This is a genomic window from Streptomyces sp. NBC_01426, assembly GCF_036231985.1.
In the GTDB taxonomy this organism is placed as follows: domain Bacteria; phylum Actinomycetota; class Actinomycetes; order Streptomycetales; family Streptomycetaceae; genus Streptomyces.
Map to the genome: position 1 here is coordinate 1 of NZ_CP109501.1, position 19,824 is coordinate 19,824.

The 19,824-nt window shown below is 68.7% G+C and carries 19 protein-coding genes and 1 pseudogene; 8 read left to right on the forward strand and 12 right to left on the reverse strand.

What is annotated here, in order from left to right; all coding sequences use genetic code 11:
- Positions 1–3 precede the first annotated feature (3 nt).
- Positions 4–2,667 (forward strand): DEAD/DEAH box helicase, encoded by a 2,664-nt coding sequence (locus OG906_RS34455; protein ID WP_329448923.1) that lies wholly within the window; start codon positions 4–6, stop codon positions 2,665–2,667.
- A gap of 87 nt (positions 2,668–2,754) precedes the next feature.
- Here the strand turns inward: OG906_RS34455 and OG906_RS34460 are convergent, their stop codons facing one another.
- The 3 genes from OG906_RS34460 to OG906_RS34470 all read right to left on the reverse strand — a co-directional run bounded on the left by OG906_RS34460 (position 2,755) and on the right by OG906_RS34470 (position 5,724).
- Entirely contained in the window at positions 2,755–2,922 is a 168-nt protein-coding gene (locus OG906_RS34460; RefSeq protein ID WP_329448222.1) for a hypothetical protein, read from the reverse strand.
- 453 nt (positions 2,923–3,375) lie between these two features.
- Positions 3,376–3,555 carry a hypothetical protein gene (locus OG906_RS34465; protein WP_329448223.1) on the reverse strand — a complete coding sequence of 60 codons (180 nt, stop codon included), beginning with the start codon at positions 3,553–3,555 and terminating at the stop codon, positions 3,376–3,378.
- Between the two features lie 198 nt (positions 3,556–3,753).
- Positions 3,754–5,724 (reverse strand): hypothetical protein, encoded by a 1,971-nt coding sequence (locus OG906_RS34470; protein WP_329448224.1) that lies wholly within the window; start codon positions 5,722–5,724, stop codon positions 3,754–3,756.
- A 270-nt stretch (positions 5,725–5,994) separates the two neighbouring features.
- Here OG906_RS34470 and OG906_RS34475 point away from each other — a divergent pair, with 270 nt between their 5' ends.
- The 3 genes from OG906_RS34475 to OG906_RS34485 all read left to right on the forward strand — a co-directional run bounded on the left by OG906_RS34475 (position 5,995) and on the right by OG906_RS34485 (position 6,912).
- Positions 5,995–6,126: a hypothetical protein gene (locus OG906_RS34475; protein ID WP_329448225.1), complete on the forward strand. Its 132-nt coding sequence runs from the start codon at positions 5,995–5,997 to the stop codon at positions 6,124–6,126.
- Between the two features lie 34 nt (positions 6,127–6,160).
- On the forward strand, positions 6,161–6,397 hold the full coding sequence (locus OG906_RS34480; protein ID WP_329448226.1) for a hypothetical protein: 237 nt from the start codon (positions 6,161–6,163) through the stop codon (positions 6,395–6,397).
- A 170-nt stretch (positions 6,398–6,567) separates the two neighbouring features.
- A complete protein-coding gene (locus tag OG906_RS34485) occupies positions 6,568–6,912 on the forward strand; it encodes a hypothetical protein (RefSeq protein WP_329448227.1) in 345 nt (114 codons plus the stop codon).
- Positions 6,913–7,119: 207 nt separating this feature from the next.
- On the opposite strand, the gene OG906_RS34490 is transcribed toward OG906_RS34485, so the two are convergent.
- The 8 genes and pseudogenes from OG906_RS34490 to OG906_RS34525 all read right to left on the reverse strand — a co-directional run bounded on the left by OG906_RS34490 (position 7,120) and on the right by OG906_RS34525 (position 15,631).
- Positions 7,120–7,497, reverse strand: a complete 378-nt coding sequence (locus OG906_RS34490; protein WP_329448228.1) for a profilin — start codon at positions 7,495–7,497, stop codon at positions 7,120–7,122.
- Between the two features lie 92 nt (positions 7,498–7,589).
- Complete coding sequence (locus OG906_RS34495; RefSeq protein WP_329448229.1) at positions 7,590–9,182, reverse strand: IPT/TIG domain-containing protein; 1,593 nt, start codon at positions 9,180–9,182, stop codon at positions 7,590–7,592.
- Between the two features lie 419 nt (positions 9,183–9,601).
- Entirely contained in the window at positions 9,602–9,733 is a 132-nt protein-coding gene (locus tag OG906_RS34500) for a hypothetical protein (protein ID WP_329448230.1), read from the reverse strand.
- 369 nt (positions 9,734–10,102) lie between these two features.
- Positions 10,103–11,344: an IS110 family transposase gene (locus tag OG906_RS34505; protein ID WP_329448231.1), complete on the reverse strand. Its 1,242-nt coding sequence runs from the start codon at positions 11,342–11,344 to the stop codon at positions 10,103–10,105.
- 998 nt (positions 11,345–12,342) lie between these two features.
- Positions 12,343–12,615 (reverse strand): SBDS family protein, encoded by a 273-nt coding sequence (locus OG906_RS34510; RefSeq protein ID WP_329448232.1) that lies wholly within the window; start codon positions 12,613–12,615, stop codon positions 12,343–12,345.
- Positions 12,616–12,879: 264 nt separating this feature from the next.
- Positions 12,880–13,036, reverse strand: a pseudogene (locus OG906_RS34515) (integrase); the annotation flags it as partial.
- A gap of 163 nt (positions 13,037–13,199) precedes the next feature.
- Positions 13,200–14,123, reverse strand: a complete 924-nt coding sequence (locus tag OG906_RS34520; protein WP_329448233.1) for a hypothetical protein — start codon at positions 14,121–14,123, stop codon at positions 13,200–13,202.
- Positions 14,124–14,512: 389 nt separating this feature from the next.
- Positions 14,513–15,631, reverse strand: a complete 1,119-nt coding sequence (locus tag OG906_RS34525) for a YncE family protein (RefSeq protein ID WP_329448234.1) — start codon at positions 15,629–15,631, stop codon at positions 14,513–14,515.
- Positions 15,632–16,164: 533 nt separating this feature from the next.
- On the opposite strand from OG906_RS34525, the gene OG906_RS34530 reads away from it, so the two are divergent.
- The 4 genes from OG906_RS34530 to OG906_RS34545 all read left to right on the forward strand — a co-directional run bounded on the left by OG906_RS34530 (position 16,165) and on the right by OG906_RS34545 (position 18,765).
- The gene (locus tag OG906_RS34530) at positions 16,165–16,722 is read left to right on the forward strand and encodes a hypothetical protein (protein ID WP_329448235.1); all 558 of its coding nucleotides are present in this window, start codon (positions 16,165–16,167) and stop codon (positions 16,720–16,722) included.
- A 195-nt stretch (positions 16,723–16,917) separates the two neighbouring features.
- Positions 16,918–17,157, forward strand: a complete 240-nt coding sequence (locus OG906_RS34535; protein WP_329448236.1) for a hypothetical protein — start codon at positions 16,918–16,920, stop codon at positions 17,155–17,157.
- Positions 17,154–17,678: a hypothetical protein gene (locus tag OG906_RS34540; protein WP_329448237.1), complete on the forward strand. Its 525-nt coding sequence runs from the start codon at positions 17,154–17,156 to the stop codon at positions 17,676–17,678. The genes OG906_RS34535 and OG906_RS34540 overlap by 4 nt, the downstream gene beginning before the upstream one ends.
- Before the next feature lie 871 nt (positions 17,679–18,549).
- Positions 18,550–18,765, forward strand: a complete 216-nt coding sequence (locus OG906_RS34545) for a hypothetical protein (protein WP_329448238.1) — start codon at positions 18,550–18,552, stop codon at positions 18,763–18,765.
- Positions 18,766–18,834: 69 nt separating this feature from the next.
- Here OG906_RS34545 and OG906_RS34550 read toward each other — a convergent pair whose 3' ends face one another.
- Positions 18,835–19,659 carry a replication-relaxation family protein gene (locus tag OG906_RS34550; protein ID WP_329448239.1) on the reverse strand — a complete coding sequence of 275 codons (825 nt, stop codon included), beginning with the start codon at positions 19,657–19,659 and terminating at the stop codon, positions 18,835–18,837.
- Between the last annotated feature and the right edge of the window lie 165 nt (positions 19,660–19,824).

Consider the following 19,824-nt stretch of genomic DNA (forward strand, 5'->3'; position numbering starts at 1 on the left):
TCGATGATCCAGCTCCGTGAGCACCAGGTCGATCAGAAGTCGGCGTTCCGGAAATGGGTGGGATTTCCTGCAAGGTCATCTGTGCCCCCTCAGGGAGCCCGGGGAACGATCGTGTCCGCGACCGGATCGGGGAAGACGATCACCGCCGCCGCGTGCGCGCTGGAGTGCTTCCCGGGCGGCCGCATCCTCGTCACCGTCCCGACGCTGGACCTGCTCGCGCAGACCGCCCAGGCGTGGCGTCTGGTGGGCCACCGGGCGCCGATGGTCGCAGTGTGCTCGCTGGAGAACGACCCGGTGCTTAACCAACTGGGCGTGCGCACCACCACGAACCCGATCCAACTCGCCCTGTGGGCGGGGTCCGGGCCGGTCGTCGTGTTCGCCACGTACGCCTCTCTCGTGGACCGCGAGGACATCGACGCACCCGAGGGACAGCGAAAGGTTCGCGGGCCGCTGGAGGCCGCCCTGACGGGCGGGGAGCGGCTCTACGGACAGCAGATGCCCCCGTTCGACCTCGCGATCGTGGATGAGGCACACGGCACCGCCGGTGATCTTGGGCGGCCGTGGGCAGCGATCCACGACTACCAGCGGATCCCGGCGGACTTCCGGCTCTACCTGACCGCGACCCCGCGCATCCTCGCCGCGGCCCGCCCGCAGCGGGGCGCGGACGGCCAGGAGGCGGAGATCGCCTCGATGGCAGACGACCCTGAGGGCACGTACGGGGCCTGGATCGCGGAGCTGGGCCTGAGCGAGGCGATCGAGCGGGAGATCCTCGCCGGGTTCGAGATCGACGTCCTGGAGATCCGCGACCCCTCCCCCGTCCTCGGGGAGTCGGAGGAGGCGCGGCGAGGCCGGCGCCTGGCGCTTCTGCAGACCGCACTTCTAGAGCACGCCGCGGCGTACAACCTGCGCACGGTCATGACGTTCCACCAGAAAGTCGAGGAAGCCTCCGCGTTCGCGGACAAGCTCCCCGAGACCGCGGCAGCGCTGTACATGAACGACGCGTCCGACGCCGACCTGGCCGCCGCCAGCAAGCTGCCGAAGTCGTCGATCGACGCCGAGTTCTACGAGCTGGAGGCCGGCCGCCACGTACCCCCGGACCGCGTCTGGTCCGCGTGGCTGTGCGGCGACCACCTCGTCACCGAGCGACGTGAGGTCCTGCGCCAGTTCGCCAACGGCATCGACGCGGCCGGGCACCGGGTCCACCGCGCCTTCCTCGCCAGCGTTCGCGTGCTCGGGGAAGGCGTCGACATCACCGGCGAGCGCGGCGTGGAGGCCGTGTGTTTCGCGGACACCCGCGGTTCGCAGGTGGAGATCGTGCAGAACATCGGCCGGGCGCTGCGGCTCAACCGGGACGGGTCCACCAAGGTGGCCAGGATCATCGTGCCGGTGTTCCTGGAGCCCGGCGAGGACCCCACCGACATGGTCGCCAGTGCCTCGTTTCGCCCTCTTGTAGCGGTCCTTCAGGGTCTGCGTTCGCATGACGAACGTCTGGTCGAGCAGCTCGCTTCCCGTGCGCTCACGAGCGGGAAGCGCAAGGTCCACGTCCGTCGTAACGAGGACGGGCAGATCGTCGGGGCCGGCGGCGAGGGTGACAGTGAGGACCAGGAGGACGACGACGCGCAGGCCGCCGCCGAAGCCGCCCTGCTCCACTTCTCCAGCCCGCGCGACGCGGCGACCATCGCGGCGTTCCTCCGGACGCGGGTGTACCGGCCGGAGTCGCTGGTGTGGCTGGAGGGCTACCAGGCGCTGCTGCGGTGGCGGGCGGAGAACGAGATCACCGGCGTCTACGCCGTCCCGTATGACGTTGAGGTCGAGGTGGGGGTCACGAAGGATTTCCCGCTTGGCCGCTGGGTCCATCAGCAGCGGAAGGCGCTGCGGGCGGGTGAGCTGGAGGAGCGGCGCAAGACCCTGCTGGACGCGCCGGAGGCCGGGATGGTGTGGGAGCCGGGCGAGGAAGCGTGGGAGAACAAGCTCGCCGCACTGCGCAGCTTCCACCGCCACCACGGACACCTCGCCCCCCGGCAGGACGCCGTATGGGGCGAAGCCGACACCGAACTCCTCCCCATCGGGCAGCTGATGGCCAACCTCCGCAGAAAGGGTGGCCTCGGCAAGGACTCCGACCGGGCGGCGCAGCGCGCCGCGCAGCTGAAGGCCGTTGACAAGGACTGGGACTGCCCGTGGCCACTGGACTGGCAGCGGCACTACGCCGTCCTGCGCGACCTGGCCGTCGACGAACCCGGTGGCCGGCTCCCCGAACTCCAACCCGGCGTCATGGCCGACGGCGACGACCTGGGCAGGTGGCTCCAGCGGCAGGCGAACTCCTGGACGCAACTGTCCACCGAGCAGCAGGAACGCCTCACCGCGCTCGGCGTGGAGCCCGCGCAGCGACCCGCCTCGGCCCCGGCCGGGAAGAGTGCGGCCGGCGGCCCGGCCAAGACGTCAGCGGCCTTCACACGGGGCGTTGCGGCCCTGGCGCAGTGGGTGGAACGGGAAGGAGCCGGGCGGCCGGTGCCTCGCGGCCACAGCGAGCAGATCGTGGTCGACGGCGAGGCCGAACCGGTGGCCGTGAAGCTGGGCGTGTGGGTCTCGAACACCAAGAGCCGCCGCGACAAGTTGACCGACGCCCAGCGCGCCGCCCTGGCGGAGCTGGGGATGGAATGGGCGTGACACCGCACGTTTGGCCGCCGCGGGCCGGCACTGTTCGTCGGGACGTCCTGCGGGGTCCCAGGGATGACGCCCTGGGACCCCGGCGGGTCATCGGCGGTTGATATTGATCGTCACCGTGGCGACCGTGCCGCCGGCGAAGACACTGCCACCGAAGATCGCGACGGGCGAGACTTCCTCCGGGTGGCCGCTGACAATCAGCAAGATGATGCCGATCGCGGACAGAGCGGCCACGAGAGCCGAGGCCCAGAGGGTCACCTTCGTGAAATGATCATGCAAGGCTGTGTACCGTCGGGACTTGTCGGGCCGGACATTCACGCTCCTTGGATTTCACCGTTCGCGGACGCGAGACCGACTACGACGACAGGGGAGTCCCCCCGCCGCATCCACCGCCGCCAAAGCTGGGATGCAGCACTCGGGACTCCCTTTTGTCGTACCGGGAGCTCGTGAGAGGGACACTACGCGGACGATACCGCCCCGGCCCAATCCTGACCCGACACGCACAACTCGCCCTGCACCGAGCCGATTTCACATAGCCCGGTGAGCTGGGCTTTTGGCACTGAACGTGCGCACAACACTGTGCGCAGCCGAGGCGAAGCAGGCGACAAGATCAGCCCTCAGAAGACGGTTTTGTACGCAGGAGCCGGCGGGTACACAAGGGCCGAGATCAACAGCGCGGGGGCCCGGCGAGACCACCTGTGAGGCCGCCGACTACCCGGTCATCAGCTGCTCCTCGAACGCCTTGATTTCGAAGGCAGCCAAGTCGGTGCGATGGGTCAGCGGCGATCCGCGGCACCCATGGGAGCGGGCGCCGGGAGCCGGAAGCAGACGCTGAATCGTCCGGACGTACACGACCATGCCGAGCACCTCGACGAGGGGCTGGGTGGCCACGACGACCGCGTGACGGCCAGGGCGAGGGGGAGGACGAACAGGGTGCACGCTTCCTGGTAGCCGGGCACCGGGTGAACGTCGTGCGGGAAGGTTCCGCTGTTCCTGCCCGGGGTGTGCCGGGCAGGAACAGCGGCATCATCGATTCACCCTGGTTGCGTTCGCCGGTGGTGTGGCCACGGCCGGGGGTGGGGTGGGCGGTCAGCCGCGGCGGACGCAGTAGAGCTTGCCGTTGTGGGATGCGAGGGCAGGAGCGGCGCCGCTTTGGAGGCTGATCCCGGTGAATCCGTCGAGCCAGTAGCGTCCGTTGGGGGAAGTGCCCCACGTCGTGGTGCGGATATAACGGAAGAGGGGCTGCCCATACTCCACGAGCGGCGCGAAGCCTGTGGTGATGCAGTGCATCTTGCCGTCGTGCCAGGCCAGCCCGGGTGTGGTGAGGGTGGGTTGCTCGGTGTGGATGATCTCGTTCAGCCTGGGGCTGATCACTGAGAAGCACACCATGCCGTGGGGTGCCCGGAAGGCGCAGACGAGGTCGTCCCCGTATGGGGCGGGCTTGCTGACTACGGCGAGGGCCGGGGCGGAGGGGCTGCGGGCACCGTCCGGAAGCCTGGTGATCCTGCCCCATCCGGAGGAGTCGAAGGCGATCCAATGCAGGTCGTCGGCGCCTTGGTCGCGGTACACGCAGTACAGCTTGCCCGCGTGGGCGGCGAGAGCCGGAGAGGACTGGGTGAAGCCGACTTGGGTGGTGACCACAGGGGCCTTGCTGCTCCAGAGGGTCCCGTCGAAAGCGGTGTAGTACAGCATCCCGACGGCGGACCGGTACACGCAGTAAAGCTTGCCGTCGTACGCGGCGATCGCCGGTGCCGAGGGGCTTTCTGCTCCTACGATCCGGGTGAAACTACTCCAGCCGGCGGGCCCGAGGGTGCTCCAGTACAGGCCCTGGTCAGTGACGCCGCGGACCACGCAGTACAGCGTGCCCTCGTAGGAGGCGAGCGCCGGCGTGGTGGAGGTGGATCCTGCGGGGAAGGCGGTGTCCGGGCCCCAGGTGCTGCCGGTCAGGATGTTGTGGCGCAGTGAGGTGTCGACGGGGAACTCGTGGAAGGACGCGCGGAGCTTCAGTGTGTGATGGCCCCCGCTGCCGCCGTTGAAGTCCCATGAGTCGGTACCCTCCGGCCGGTTCGCCAGGGCCTTCAATGCCGAGCGGCTGAAACCGAAAGACCGCTCCCTGATGAGGTCGTCCTCGTTGGTGAACAGGCCCAGAAGCCAGTCGAAGAGTTTCGCGATCAGGCCGACCAGAGAGAACCAGGCGTTGCTGCCCTCGTACTCGCCGCTGTTGTTCTCCAGGTCCTCGGAGGCTTTGAAGCAGTAGTCGGCGATGTCCCGCAGGCCACCACGCAGCGCGTTGTACCAGCCGCCGTTGCTGTGGTCGGCTTCCCAGCAGGTGATGTTGCAGGTGAGCCAGGCGTCCACGGTGCCGTGGAACAGGGTCGGATCGTCGGTGAAGTCCCGGGTGTGGCCGGACTTGATGGAGCCGAACTCTCCGGACTGGTACTCCCTCCTGGTCCCGGTGTCGCTGCCCGCGGACGAGGTCCAGTAGATCTCGTCCTTGCCCGCTTCGTTGGAGGCCCTCCTGCACGTGAAACTCCGGAAGCTCATCGCGACCACGGGGGCGTCCGCCCCGTCCACGCCCCGGGGCGTGTTGTCCTGGGGCCCGGTGACGACGGTGATCCCGCCACCGTAGGTGCCCAGTGCCTCGATGAACTCGTCGCTGTCCAGCGGGGCGTCGAAGGCGAGCTGGTCCAGGCGCACCAGGCTGGCGTTGGGCTGGGCTGCGATCTCCGCACCGATCCGGTCGAAGTCCCCGACCAGCTCCTCGACCGTGAACCCCTGACTCAGAGCCCGGCCGGCGATGGTGTCGGGGAACAGCTCCCGCGCGCCGGCCGTGGACGCCTGCTCCTGGTAGATCCGGCCGAACTCGGTGACCTCCTCCTCGGCCAGGACCTCGCCCATCGCCCCCACCAGCAGCTGCTCCAACGGGGTCAGCTCCATCCCCTGGTCCGCGCGAGCGGCGGCGTGCAGACTCGCCCCGATCAGGGTGTTGCCGCCGCGGCTCAGCCTCAGCCGCTGATCCGCCTTCGTCGCAGTCCGCGCCCCCGACAACTGGGCGCGCAACCGCTCCGCCCGCTCCTTGGCTGGTTGATACGGGCATGGGCTCCCCTTTGAACGTGATCGCTGCGCGATCGGGCGAATACCCTTCGTGAGGGTATTGGGTGGTTGTGTGCGGGCACGTCGATTTCGATGAGAATGGCTCGACCGTGGAAGATCGGTGCGCGGCGAAGCCCTGGGCACCCTTCGTCCGGGTCCTCCTGCTGTCGATCCGAGGGGGTGAACCCGCTGTTCACATCTGTCCATTCAGCCTAATGGGGTTGGGAGGGTTTCCTCATGAACATCCTCGAGAATGTCGTGTCTGGACTCTTCGTCGCGCTGACCGTCTGGGGCACCCGGCGGGCACGGCTCGCATGGCGCCAGCGCCGAATCGCTCGCGCAGCAGCCCACGACACCGCTGGCCGCTGACGGAGCCGCACAAAAGAGGAAGGGACGACGTCGCATGGGACGCGCCGGAGTCACCAATCCGCCCGACTTGCCACCCGGAGCTCGCCGCCGCCTCAACCAGGAGCTGCACACCCTGCATCGCCGGGCGGGGCTGCCCAGCATCCGCGAGATCGCCAACGCGACCGGGCGAAGCATCACCAGCGTCCACAACGCGTTCCGGCTGCCCAAAGTACCCAGCCACGACCTGGCGATGGCCATCATCGGGCAGTTGACACTGTGGGTCCGTGACTGAGGTGCCGGGGTCGACCAAGAGGTCGGCATCGAGAGGACTCTTCGTCGGCTTGAACACCGCTGGGACCTGGCTCAGCGCGAAGAGGGATCACTCGCCAACCAGGGCGAGCTGCCCATCATCTCCGACGTCACCAGGAAGCTGATGTTCGCGCTCAGTCCGGAGTGCTCCGTATGCCACAAGATCCGGCAGCTCCCACAGCCCCACGACCTCGTCGCCCTCGAAGACCCCGCCAAGCAGAAGCTCCCGGCGGCGCTCCGCAACTCCCCACTACAGCCGAAGCCCCCCATCCCTGGCTGCTGATCCATCTGTGCCCCGTCTGCCAACGCCGCCGCGAAACCGGAGAGCTCACCGAACAGCACCTCCGTGCGGCCCGCTTCGCCCTGGACCGGCACCGTGGCGCCGCCCGGCACTACGCCGCCTACCTCGACCAACTGCTCCTGGGCGCCGAGCCCGCCCTCGACATGAACATCGCCGGATCAGCCCTCGCGATCATCAAAGCCGATCCCGACATGTAACACCGGCTGCGGCTGGTCGTTGAACAGGACGGTCAAGCGAAGTGCACTGAGAGGCCCCGGGCGGCGACGCCCGGGGCTTCGTGCTGTCGGTCCCTGCCCGGACAGGGGCTCGGGCCCGCAACGCGAGGTGCAACACGGGCGCCAGAAGCCTCCGTCGGGGCATCATCGCAGTTCAGGAGCGAAGCGCGCGCCGTGTTGCTGGCCCGGTCAGGTGCCGTTCGCTATGAGGTAGTCGGCCAGCTTCTCCACGGTCAGTTGCGCCTCCCCGGGATTCTGCGACTCGTCGTACCGGCCGATGACGACGGCCTGCTTCGTCTTGGCGAGGATGACGCCGGTGGCGCTCTTCCTGGCGACGACGCTGCGGGTGTCGCCCTTGGCGCCCAGGTACCTCACGCCGACGACGGTGACGCCGGCCAGGTAGTTCTCGGGTGTATTGCAGAGCTTGACGATCGCGGCCCCCTCACCGGCCAGGAAACGGAAGTTGGGGCTGGCCGCCCACATGTTGCCGTCGAAGCCGATGATCGCCCCCTGGCGCACCTTGCCGGTCCCGACCAGATCGTTGTCCACAAAGTCCTGCCACGACATGTGCGAGTCCTCTCGGTTGCCCTCCGCCGGTTCGGTTGAGGCGGAGGGAGGCAGTTGTCAGGGCACACCACATGATCATGTGCTGGTGCTGGTCAGGGGCAGGTGACGAGCACGATGGAGATGGCGGTGCAGGTGACGGACGCGCTGTCGTTGGCCGGGTTGGGGTCGGCGGGCGCTGAGGTGGTGCGCAGGCCGGTGACCTTGACCGGGCCCAGGGTCAGCAGGTGCAGGGGTACGCGGAAGGTTTTGTTCACGCTCGCGCCGTTGGCGATGGTCCCGTAGGTGCAGGTGACCGTGGTGGCGGCGGTGGTGCAGCCGGTGGACAGGTTCGTCGCGGAGGCGCCTACCGGAAGTTTCGCGGTGAGGGTCGCGGAGGTGACGGCGGCGGGACCGGTGTTGTGGGCGGTGAGGGTGTAGGTCAGGTAGGGCACCAGGATGCCCAGGTGGGGCTGCGCGGCCAGGTCGACGTCGATGTCCGCGGCTGCCAGGTAGGTGTACTGGCCGGCCGTGGTGACCGGGCTGGTCCCGGCGGGGGTGGTGACCCGTACGTCGACGATGCCGGCCGCGTGGGCGGGGGCGGTGACGGTGCACGTGGTGGCGGTGCAGGTGACGCCGGTGGCGGGCGTGCCGCCGAAGGTGACCGCGGTGGCGCCGGCCAGGTTCGTGCCGGTGACGGTGACCGGGGTGCCGCCGGCTGCCGGGCCGGAGGTGGGGCTGAGGGCGGTCACGGCGGGGGCCGGGGCGCCGATGCGCAGCACGTCGAGGGTTTGGCTGCCGTTGTTGACGACGTAGGCCAGGGCGCCGTTCGGGCTCACCCCCACCGCGAGGGGGACGCTGCCGATCGGGGCGTTCTCGGTGACGGTGTTCGTGGCGGTGTTGATCACTGCCAGGCTGTTGCCGCCGATGATCGTCGCGTACGCGGTCGCGCCGTCGGGGCTGTACGCGGTGCCGCCGGGGTTGCTGGTGGTGGTGATCGTCGTGGTCACGGTGAGGGTGGCGGGGTTGACGACGGAGATGAAGTTGTCGTTGGAGTGGCTGACGTACACCGTCCCGGAGGCGGGGTTGACCGCCACATAGAACGGCTGGTCGCTCAGCGCCACGCTGGTGCTGAGCGTGTTGGTGGCGGTGTCGATGACGCCCACCGTGTTGTTCCCGAAGCCGGCGATGTAGGCGCGGGTGCCGTCGGGGCTGAGCGCGATGTCCTTCGGGAACGGACCGACCGTGATCGACGCGATGATCGTGTCGGTGGCGGTGTCGATGACGCGGACCGACCCGTTGGGGTAGCCGGAATCGGCGACGTAGGCCCGGGTGCCTGCCGCGTTGACCGCCACGGCCACGGGGCTGCTGAACCCGCCGATGGTGGCCGTCACCGTGTTGGTGGCCGTGCTCACGACACTGACCGTGGCATCGTCGGTGTTGGTCACGTACAGGCGCGCGCTGTCGGGTGTGATGGCGATGCCGGTCGGCCCGTTACCGACCGTGATGGTCGCCCCGACGGTGTTGGTGGCCGTGTCCAGGACCGTCACCGTGTTGTCGGGAGGGGCCATGAAACCACCGGAGTTGGTGACGTAGACGTGCCCACCATCAGGTGCCACGGCCAGGTACTGCGGGTTCGATTCCAGCGGCACCGTGGCGATCACCGTAGGTGTGACCGCGGCCGCCGGGGTGACGGTCAGAGCGCTCAAGCCGGTCGCTGTAAGGGCGAACACAGCGGCCGCCGCGATGCGCCGGCGCCAGGGAACACGAGATGGATGTAACTGGGATATCGAGGACACGACGCTTCCCCCCTCATCAGCCGCGGCACGGCGGCGGGGACCGAAGGCCCCCGGAAACCGGCAGTGACGCGGTCACACACGACGCCCCGCGCCAGCGGCCAACCACCCCGCAGGCCCACAGCGCCCCTCGCGCACCATCGCGGCGGCATCCCGCCCCGAAAGCCTGACGACCCCGGCCCATCACCGGACCAGACGGGTCACTGGCATCTTCTCAGCGACCAGCCACCCACCACACAGAAACCCCACAATTCCTCACGGGTCGCGGCACGTTCCCCCGTCGATCAGAACGAACGCGTAGGCCGGGGGAACCGCAGTGCGGTGTCGCACCCTCAGGCGGCCGGGGTCGGCGTCGCCTCGAGGCGGTCCAGGCGTTCGTAGAGGGCGCGGACGTCCTTCTCCGCAGCGACGTACAGGGCGTGCTCCTGACCCGCTGTGCGGTCGAGGCGGAACCAGTCGGGCATCTCCCGAACGAAGGCGTCCGCGTCCGGCCAGGCCGGCGGGACGTGGACTCGCGGATGGTGTCGATCAGGTCGGGGAAGCGGCCTTCCCGCCGTGCCTGGGCCAGCTGCGAGGACAGCCGCCGGTACATCGGCGGCGTGTGCGGCAGCACGCCCTCGGCCGCGAGCCGGTACATCACCTGTCGCAGCGTGACCTTCAGCGGCGCGTACCCGTCCACGATCTCCCGCGCCCGTTCCACGACGAGGGGCCACCGGATCCGTTCACGAGCCATACCGGTACATGTACCCCTGGGCGCCGCCGGCCCCCGGACACGGGACAGCCCTCTTCGCCCGGCTATCGCGGACAAAGAGACATCCGATGGGGCTAGCGGGTCAAGCCGCGATGGCCAGTTCGAGCTTGGGCGGGGCGGGGAAGGCGGTGGTCTCGCTGTAGGGCCTGCCGGTGGTGAGGCAGTGGTGGAGGCAGCCGAGGAGCCGGTTGTAGAGGTTTCTCTGGGCGGAGCTGTGGCGGTCGCCGGCCTTGCGTCGGCGGTCGTAGTGGGCCCTGGCGCCGGGCGAGGCGGTGAGGGAGGCGAAGGCCCAGACGTAGCCGACCGCAGCGAGCCGCTGGTTCTTGACCCGGCGGACCATGACCAAGTGGCTTTTCCCGGAGGCGCGGGTCACGGGAGCTGATCCGGCGTAGGCCTTCAGGGCCTTGGCGTCGGCGAAGCGGGTGCGGTCGTCGCCGATCTCGGCGAGGACCCGGGCGCCGCTGAGCGCGCCGAGACCGGGGAAGCTGGTGATGACCGCGGCGTCGGGGTGCCGTTCGAAAAGCTCGACCGATGCTTCGGCGAGGTCGTCCGCGGCGTTGCAGGCGGCCTCGAACTTGCCCAGCAGGGCCAGGGCCTGGCGGCCCATCGCGGTCTCGACCTGCGGGAGCTGGCGCATCTGCGGAACGCGCAGGGCGGCGTGGAGACGCTCGACCTCCGCGTCGATGCCTCGCTGGCGGCCGGCGCGCTTGAGCACGGCCTTCAGCTGGGGGCGGGTGAGGCGGGCGGCCTGGCCGGGGGTGGGTGCAGTGGCCAGCAGGGTGCGGGCAAGCGGTGCGTTGAGGCCGCCGGTGACCGGTTGGACGGCGGTGAGGTAGCCGGGGAAGTACTCGCGCAGGTGGGAGCGGAGCTTGTTGCCGGCCTGGTTGCGGTCCCAGACGGCGTCCTGCTGGGCGCGGGCCAGAACGGCTATGGCTTGGACGAGCTCACTGTCGGCTGGCAACTGGCGGTGGGCGTCGGCGTCGGTGCGCAGGATGTTGGCCAGCACCATCGCGTCGAGGTGGTCGGACTTCTTGCGCGAGACGCTGTGCCGTTCGCGGTAGCGGGCGGCGGCCATCGGGTTGACGGCGTAGACGGGCCGGCCGGTTGCGCGCAGAGCGGCGACCAGCAGGCCGCGGGAGGTCTCGATCGCCACCGGTATCCGCTCGGTGGGGCTATCACCGTGCTCGGCCAGGAGGTCGAGCAGCTGCTGCAGGCCAGCCGCGTCATCTCCGATCCGGGCCCGTCCGAGAAGCTTGCCGTCACCGTCGACCACGGCGACGTCGTGGTGGTCGCTGGCCCAGTCGATCCCGCAGAACACCTTCACGGGCGTCCCCCTTACTCTTCCGTCCGATGCGCATATCTGCTGGTCAAAGACCTGTGCGGAGGCACGCGACTCCCTAATGGAAGGGCTCTGGGCCCGTCATCCGATTAGTCGTTCGTGACCCCAGCTGACCGCAGGGGCCTCGGTCTGTGCAGGAGCTCAAAGGCGTCCCGGTGAGGTGAGAGGTGCACCCTGCGGCGGGCTCGGACCACGAACATTCGATCATCCGCGCGGCAGCGGCCGTGAAGGTGCCGGACGCCGGAGCCCTCCGATCTCTTTCTGGAGGTCAGGGCCTCGAGTGTCGTTTAGGAGTGACCCCGGCGCCTGGCACCCTCACGGTCGCGTTCCTCGGTGGCGGTTGGCTGATGCCCAGGGCCAGCCCTGGGAACTCAAGACCCTGGGACATTGGCCCACCGGACGTCAGCCGATCGCCGCCGAGATGAAGCCGGAGGCCGCACTCTTTTTCGAGGTCTCACAGGACCGGGTAACGGGTAGCGATCCGCCGGCTTCGATCCCCATTAGGTGTCGTTTTACGAAAGGGGCTTGCCCACGGCCACTGACCTGGGGAAACGGAAGATCACACAGTTCGGGGGGTCCCACCTCCGGTCACACCTGCGGTCCCCCGCCTCATGCAACCGTGCAGACAACCCCCCAGCCCCCTTCCGGTGCAACCCCTCCGAATCGAGGTACGGCCTACTGCTGGTGCGGAGCCACACGAGATGATGCCCGGTGAACGCTACGGAGGCACGGTTGATCATCTTTGATACGAATGCCGTGAACCTTCTCCCGCCGTCCGGTCATCGGGCTGACATCATCCGCAAGTTGCGACAGTCCGGCCACCACAAGGTGGCCGTGCCGTGGATGCGGCCAGTCCAAGCAGGGGGTGGCCGTTTTCATGAAGCGCCATCAGTGACGACCAGCAGTTACGGGACAGCCCTCTTCGGCCCCGCAGAGGGCCAGGCCGGGCCCCACACGCGGCCGGACAAGGACCGATACTCCGGTCAGCTGAGCAGCGTACCGTTGCGGAGGATCTCGGCGATTTGTTGATAGTCATCACTGGTACCGAGTTCGGTTTCCGCAAGAGCTTTTGAGGCAGGCCTAAGGTGCCCATACACCCCGTTGTCGGTGGTGTAAACGGTCAAGGAGTCGACGACTTCGGTAAGAGGGAGGCTGGCGTCGCTCAACCACTTCTTGTGCACGTCAGCGTCATTCACCATCACGAACAAGTCCACGTCGTTGTTCGTCTCGTAATGAACCCTTTTCGACTCAGTCATCAGTGTTGATTCCCTTCTCGGGATGGATGCCGGGGACGCCTGGCAGTCTGCCAGGACAAGATCGCCCACACCGGCCAATGCGGTAGTTGGGTCATCCCGCCGGGCTAACGCGTCCCCCGGACCCTGTGCCGGTCCTCAACGCCCCTGCTGCGCCCCGTTCGGCATCTCCCGTTCCAGGGTCCGCCGGATCTGACAGACCCGGCACGGTGCGCGCGTGGAGGGTCATCCATCCGAGGGGCCGCCGGGGCCGTTACTGAGGATTCCGCTCAGCAGCGACACGGAGGTCAGCGAGTCCAGCGCGAGGGCTCCGGTGAGGCGTGCTCAGCCGCTCGCGGGGCAGGTCCGGCGACCAGAAGCCGTCCGGCCGGTTGCGGAGTACCGTCAGCGCGTCGCGGTACTCGGCCAGAGCGGCGGCATGCTCGGTGGGTGGCTCAGAACTCTGTGGCACGCTCTACCTCGGCCCTGGAGCAGCCACAGCGGCCGGACAAGACCTCGGTGCCCGGCCGCTGCCGCTCAGACATCTGTTGGCGCTGAACCCTCCTGTACGCGAAGCCGCGGCAGAGGGGCTGGCGTCCTCGCTGGACTCAGGTCAGTGGGGTATTGGCCAGGACCCGGCGCAGGATGGCCCAGGAGAGGTCGGACTCGGTGGCGAAGGGGCGCTGCTCCTTGGACTCCTCGTCGATGTAGTTGAAGGAGTCACGGCTGTAGCTGTCACCGTCCTCGTCCTCGTCCTCGACGCCGGTCTGCTCCGGGTTGAGGTAGACGTGGAAGCTGGCGCCGAAGTCGGCGGAGGCGTTCATGTAGCCGGGGCCGGTGGAGCCGCCGCCACCATCCATCGGGCAGTACACCCGATGCACGGCGTAGTTGTCCCTGGACAGCCAGGCGCACTGGCCGGGGGTGAGGGTCAGCAGGCCGAGTTTGCGGGCGTCCCAGTCGAGGTGCTCGTAGACCATGACGTCGAGCTGGCCGGCGAGGCAGAAGACGATGCCGGTGGTGTGGCCGTGGGAGTGGATGGGCGAGTAGTGCTGGGCGGGCCAGATCTCCAGGACGACGGGCGAGCCGATGTCGCCCTTGGGGTGGTCGTCGGGGTGGAGGTGGCCGTGTTCGGCGGCCAGGTGGTCGTAGTCGCCCCGGCCGGTGCAGGCGACTCGGATGTACGGCGGGTGAGTCTTGTCGTGGTTGTACTTCTCCACCAGGATCTGGCGCAGCAGTCCCACCTTCTCACCGGGTGCGGTGGCGGGGGTGAGGTGTTTGCGCATCGCCTCGATCTCCCACGCCGACAGGCGCAGGTCCTCGGCCTTGCGCGCGAGGTCCATGACGGCCGGGGGGATCATCAGCTGGCGGGCGTACTCGTCGAAGGACGTGGCCTGCCCGATCACGAGGGACGGGGCGGCCTCGGCACCCCTGAGGCGCAGCTGCCGTTCTTCTTCTTTGGTGATGTGGAAGGGGTACTGTGCATCGCCGTATTCCGGTTGCCCGGCGGGCGTCTGGGCGGCGGTCAGGCTCATCAGCGGGGACTCCTTTGTGTGGATGTGTGCCGCGGCTCGGCGCGGCACACATACACGTCGCGCTGAGCTGGGGCTGGACTGGATAGGCGGGTGTTCGGGGTTGACGTACCGGCGTGGGTGCACTGGGGCGGCCCACTCCATCCGGGCGGTGCGACGCAGGTGCGGGCACAGATGGCGGCTCGGCACATGGCGGGGCAGCTCGCGCCGGCTGCGAGGCGATGCGCTCAGCAGCCCGTGGGTGATCTGGTGACCCGTCCGCACTTACGGACCGGTGGTGTTGACGCCGCTTCGGTGGCCGCCCGCCGCTGCGAGGGGACGGCTGCGCGCGAGTGAGATGCCGCCCTGCGCAGTCGGTACGCGCCTTGCAGGGCGGTGTCCCTGGTGGCGTGTCAGTGGCTGGGCAGGCGGGTGGCCCTGAGGCCGTCGAGGGGGTACTCCTGGGGCAGGCGAGCCGGGTCGCCCGACACGGTGATCAGCACGGTGATCGGCCGGGAGGCGCCCGCGGCGAGGAACTGGTCGCCCACCGAGCTCAGGTATGCCTTGCCGTCTTGAGCGATGACCTCCACGCCGGAGGCTTCGGCTTTCGCGCCCTTGACCGTCGGCAGGTCGAAGGAGATGCGGAACTTCCTGACGTCCTCCGCCGTGCCGCTGTCCTTGCCGATGGCGGTGAGCGTGAGGTCGAAGCTGTAGACCCGGCCCCGGGGCTCGCTGTTCTCCCATGTCCGGTTGAACTTCTTCGTCACGGCGATCTCGTCGTAACTGGGCGCGACAGGCAAAGGGGTGATGCGCCCGGCGCCATTCATGATCTCCAGGTCGCCGACGGGCACCCTGCCCCGACCGATGCGCTGCGAGTGGTCGGGGATCGTCGCTGTGGTCAGGTCGAGGTGGTTGACGTTGCCGGCGGAGTCGACGGCGTAGAAGTTGCCGTCCTGGTCGAAGAAGGTGGCCGAGTACGCCTTGCGGGAGCCTGCCTCGGTGCTGGCCTGCGCGGACGGGAAGACACCCTGCTTGAAAACGGTCTTCATGGGCTGGCAGCTCGGGTCGATGAGCAGCAGGTCGCCGTTGTCGCCCTCCACCGAGTACAGCCGCCCATCCCTGGGGTGGTAGGCGAAGTCGTCCCACCGGCCGCCTCCCGGTGCGTTGCGGGGTGTTGCCTTGCCGGCTGCCACGTCGATGGCGTAGCTGGGTGTGCCGGGGTTGCTGACGGCGAAGAGGGTCTTGCCGTCGGGATCCATGTCGCCGTCGAACCAGGGCCCGTCGGGCAGCCCGTCGATGACCTGTTCCTTCAGGGTGCCGGCCGCCACGTCGATGGTGATGAGCTTGTTTCGGCTCACTGCCAGCAGCAGGGGCTCGGTGTCGTCGCCGCGGTACTGCGCCCCCATGGCGGTGTAGCCGGCCTCGTAGGGCCGCACGTTCTCGACGACGCGGGTGTCACCGTCGATGGGGTCGAAGCGGTAGATCCGGGTGCGAGTCCTGCCGACGGCGAGATACACCTTGCGGTGAGCCATAACCAAGCGTCCTTCCATGCGACTTCGGAACGCTTCAAGAACTGCCCCTGATCCACACCAGTAAGCACGCTAAGTATTCGTTCGAATACAACAAGCCACAACAGCCAACAGTAGGAACATCGCTCATAAGAGCGACGCTGCGTCCGGTCAGTAGCCGAGGGTATGCGACGGGCGTCTGCTAGGCGCTGCCCCCAGCCGGCACAGTTCCCATGCGCGGGCTGCGCACCCAGGTCGTCATGGCGACCGGCTCGGGCAAAACCCTGCGCGATGGCGATGAGCAGGAAAACCAAGGTTTACGGAGGCGTCGGCGCCACGGTCGCTCTGGCTGTCGCTGCGGCAGGGGCGCTTTCGCGGCAGCTACCGAAGCACCGAAAAACCACCGCCGAATAGCACTGTGAAATGAACCCGGTGAGCACCAGAGTGCCCTGAATGGCGTAGCTGTCGATCTAGGGTGACGCTAGTGGCACAGTCGTCCACTTCGAGGAAGACGTATCCCGGAGACCGTTCCCGAAACAACTTCCCTGGAGGAGACCGTGCTCGTACCGATACGGCGCCTCGCCTTGGCATTCGCACTCTGCTGCGCCCTGGTCGTTGGCACAACGGCCTACGCCGACAGCCGCAGCGCTTCCCAACACGCCCTTGGCGTCTCCCAGCCGAGCCCCACCCCCACCGACGAGGAACGAAAACTTGCCAAGACCCGCTTTGCGGTGGACGCGGGCCTCGCCGCAGGCGCCACTTACGAGTGGATCGTGAAGCCCTTCAAGGCGGGCAAGTTCAAGAAAGGCCATCACGGTCGCACGATGGCCCTCGTGAAGGCCGGCCTCGCCGGCGCGTTCGCGTACAACCGGCTCAAGGCAGCGGTCGCCAACGCCGAAGCCGACCCCGCCCTCTCCAAGGCCCTTGCACCGCTCACCGCGGGCATCGAGGGCCTGAAGAACCTGCCCCACGAATTCCACAGGAGCGACTCCCCCGACGCGACGGTGAACAGCTACCAGGACGCCATCACCAAGGTGAAGGACGCGGGAGCAAGCGCGGGTGCCCCGGTGCAGGACCAGGTGCCGTCGCCCCAGCAGCTGATGAGCTCCCCGTAGTTCTACCTGTCTCGGTCCGAAGCTGTGGGAACTCGATGCCCGAGCCCCTTGCCCACGCCATGCGTGCTTGTGCAACGGGAGGGGGCTGGGCGGACCGCCGCATTCACCCGTTCGGCGGGTTCAGGTAGCCGGTTTGGGTGAATGAGCCGTCTCATGGCTGGTGTGACCCAGCCGCATTCGTGTGGGAGGTGGCCGATGTACAACATGCGAGCCGAACACCTGGCAACGGGGAACGGCCCAGATCTCCTCTGGCACGTTCTTCATCGCGATGGCCGTACTCTGTGCGGCCGACAGCTGAACGGGAAGGAAACCGTCACAGAAGGCGTGCTGGAGCGCGAGGACTACTGCCGCCGCTGCATGAACAGCGTCGCCGCCGTGGTCGGCGCAGGCCTCGTCGGTGCATCGGCCGACGCACAGGAGGCGCAGCGGGCATGAGCGGGGCCACGACTGGAGTGCGGTTGGTCGAGCGATGGCGCCAAGCCGCGGACCGGAATCTCACCCCGACCAAGCGATCGCTGGTCGTCATGTGGGCGTCCTTCGGCACGACATGGGGCACCGTGCGCTTCATCACACACGGCATCCGGGGCGGCTGGTTGCCCTGGGGCAACATCTCCGCCGGCGGCCAGCACCTGCATCACTACAACATCGGCATCGCCACACTCGCGGGCATCGGACTGATCGCCGTACGCGGTGACAAACGAGCCGTGGGACACCCCGCGGTCGCCGCCGCCTACGGCGCCGGCACCGCCCTGATCACCGACGAGTTCGCCCTCCTGCTGGACCTGCAAGACGTCTACTGGACCAAGCAGGGACGACTCAGCGTCGACGTCTCCCTCGGCGTTCTCGCCGCCCTCGGCACCTACCTCACCGCCAAGCCCTTCTGGGACGAGATCGCCAAGGTAACCCGCCACCACATCGCCACAACCGCGAAACAGGGCCTTTCGTCAGCCGCGTGAAGCCCTACGGCGGCGGACCGTACCGCGGCGAAAGAGAACGATACGAGGGTTCGCACAATCGGGGTGCCGGCCGCCCCCGGGCGTGCTGCGGGCTCCGATGGTGTCGACGGCCTGGCGCAGGAGCCGGGTGAGGCCGTCGACGTGGGCCGGGTGCAGGGTGAGTTCGTGGCGCTTGCCGACCATCACCCCCGGCCGGCGGCGGTGACCTCCAGTGCGCCCCGGGCCCGGCGTAGCCAAGTTCCGCGGTGACGCCGTGGGTGACCGTGCGGATGAGGTCGTTGAGGTGATCTATCGTCTCCATGCCGGACATCTCCACCCGCGCGGTGAACAGGACCTCATCCGGCTCGGTGAGGGACAGCAGCGAGCGCGGCCGGGCTCTCTTGCTTGTTTCGTCTCATGGCTCCGGTGTACGACCGGCGAGGAGGCGTCGGCCGGCTCCGGGCCTCCGCGTCCCAGACGGTGACGCCACGACCTCGGGAGCCGTCCCGCCACGTGATCCGGACGCTGGGCAAGCCATCCATGCCCAGTGGCTTGCCCAGCAGCACCCCGTGACCGATCGGCAGGTCGGGCGTGACCGATCCTCTTCCCGCGATCGGTCAAACAGCACGTCAGGACCGTGACCGATCCGTGCAACTCCTGATCGAGCCGATGGCCGGCCAATCGGTCACCGGGCAGCCGGACCTCGCCGGGGGGCTCCGGGCCGACCGTGACCGACGTCCCCTGCCGACAGGCCCCAGCCAGGGTGGGCAAGCCGGCGTGTGGGGTGGCTTGCCCAGGCTCCCCTTCGGCTTGCCTCGTGATGCAGCCGGGGCGGTAGCCCGGATGGCTGCCTCCACCTGCTGAGCGGCAGTGGCGCAACGATGGTGGAGGCATGGCCGCCAAGCTGATCGTCTACCCACCCGACGAACAGGGCTGGCGCCGGGTCCGCTACGACGGCGTCGCCATCGGAGTCGCGCACCGCCCATCCGACATCCGAGTCTTCCTCGCCGCCTCCGGTCTGGAGACCGCCGAGGACGTGGATCTCACCGATCCCGACTTCGTGGAATGGAGGGGCGCGGGCCCCGAAGCCTGGGAGCCGACGCCGTAGCGGCCGGGCCGGGTGTCCGGCCGGACGGAAGACTTCGAAGACTTCCGGCCGCAAGCCTGCGGGCTGGCCTCACCGTGCCTTCGGGAGTGTGGCCAGGGCGCGGCGTTCCTCGCCGTGGCCGTTGCCGACGACCCGCCACACCGGAGCATCCGCCCCGTCGTGGGTCAGCCGGGGCAGGGTGGTGGTCGCCACGGTAAGCCGGTAGTTCACGCTCCCCACCCGGCGGGCCCGCTCATGGAAGGCGGCCTCCCTCGTGGTCGGGGCCGCGCGGCGCGGGGCCGGGGCGAAGACGAACAGCACCACCGGGAAAGGGCGCTCCAGGGACGGCCCGGCGTAGGTCTCCTGCCAGTGGCTGCGCGGGGCACGGGCGGCGTTCCCGCGCCCGGACGCCGGGGCGTTGCGGTAGGCGTCGTAGCGCTCCAGCTTGGCGACCAGGCGGGCATAGGACATCGTGCGGTCGATCTCCACGAACGCGCTTGCGCCGTCGGCCAGGAGCACCACCCCGTCGGGGACCAGGGTTCCGGCCGGGGTGGGGTGGGCGACTTCCACCCGCCAGTCCGCGTGGTCGGCCACCTGCGACTGGTGGAAGGCGACGACGGTGTCGACCAGGGCGAGACCGTGCTCACGCAGGCCCGTCTTGCTGGCGGCGATGCGCTTCCCGGTGGTCCGGCCAGCCGTCGAAGCGAGCTCACCGGAGGCGGCCGCTTCGGCGAGACCCGCCGGGGTGCAGTACCAGTAGCTCTGCTGGGCGCGGTGGGTCCGGCCGACCAGAGCCGGGGACTCGTCGAGCAGGTTGCGCAGGGCGCGGCGTACGTGGTCGGTGCCCTGCTGGTGCGGCAGCAGCAGCGCCTTGAGCTGGCGGGGTGTGGCCAGGCGCAGCTGGGCGAGAGTCAACAGGACCTCGCCGCGGATGTCCGCACCGGCCTTCGCCGCCGCCTTCCTCCGCGCCCGGGACGCTTCTCCAGGTACATCAGTACGGGGAGAAGAGGAGTTGCAACCGGCCGGGGTAGGCGAAACGGGGGTCTGATCAGCGACAACGCTCAGGCCGCGGCCGACTGC

Bases quoted from the DNA above. Each gene is read 5' to 3' on its own strand.
- OG906_RS34500 (WP_329448230.1), bottom strand. From the start codon at position 9,733: ATGCCCGACTGGTTCCGCCTCGACCGCACAGCGGGTCAGGAGCACGCC.
- OG906_RS34535 (WP_329448236.1), top strand. From the start codon at position 16,918: ATGTACAACATGCGAGCCGAACACCTGGCAACGGGGAACGGCCCAGAT.
- OG906_RS34540 (WP_329448237.1), top strand. From the start codon at position 17,154: ATGAGCGGGGCCACGACTGGAGTGCGGTTGGTCGAGCGATGGCGCCAA.
- OG906_RS34480 (WP_329448226.1), top strand. From the start codon at position 6,161: ATGGGACGCGCCGGAGTCACCAATCCGCCCGACTTGCCACCCGGAGCT.
- OG906_RS34475 (WP_329448225.1), top strand. From the start codon at position 5,995: ATGAACATCCTCGAGAATGTCGTGTCTGGACTCTTCGTCGCGCTGACC.
- OG906_RS34490 (WP_329448228.1), bottom strand. From the start codon at position 7,497: ATGTCGTGGCAGGACTTTGTGGACAACGATCTGGTCGGGACCGGCAAG.
- OG906_RS34520 (WP_329448233.1), bottom strand. From the start codon at position 14,123: ATGAGCCTGACCGCCGCCCAGACGCCCGCCGGGCAACCGGAATACGGC.
- OG906_RS34510 (WP_329448232.1), bottom strand. From the start codon at position 12,615: ATGACTGAGTCGAAAAGGGTTCATTACGAGACGAACAACGACGTGGAC.
- OG906_RS34455 (WP_329448923.1), top strand. From the start codon at position 4: ATGATCCAGCTCCGTGAGCACCAGGTCGATCAGAAGTCGGCGTTCCGG.
- OG906_RS34525 (WP_329448234.1), bottom strand. From the start codon at position 15,631: ATGGCTCACCGCAAGGTGTATCTCGCCGTCGGCAGGACTCGCACCCGG.
- OG906_RS34485 (WP_329448227.1), top strand. From the start codon at position 6,568: ATGCCACAAGATCCGGCAGCTCCCACAGCCCCACGACCTCGTCGCCCT.
- OG906_RS34545 (WP_329448238.1), top strand. From the start codon at position 18,550: ATGGCCGCCAAGCTGATCGTCTACCCACCCGACGAACAGGGCTGGCGC.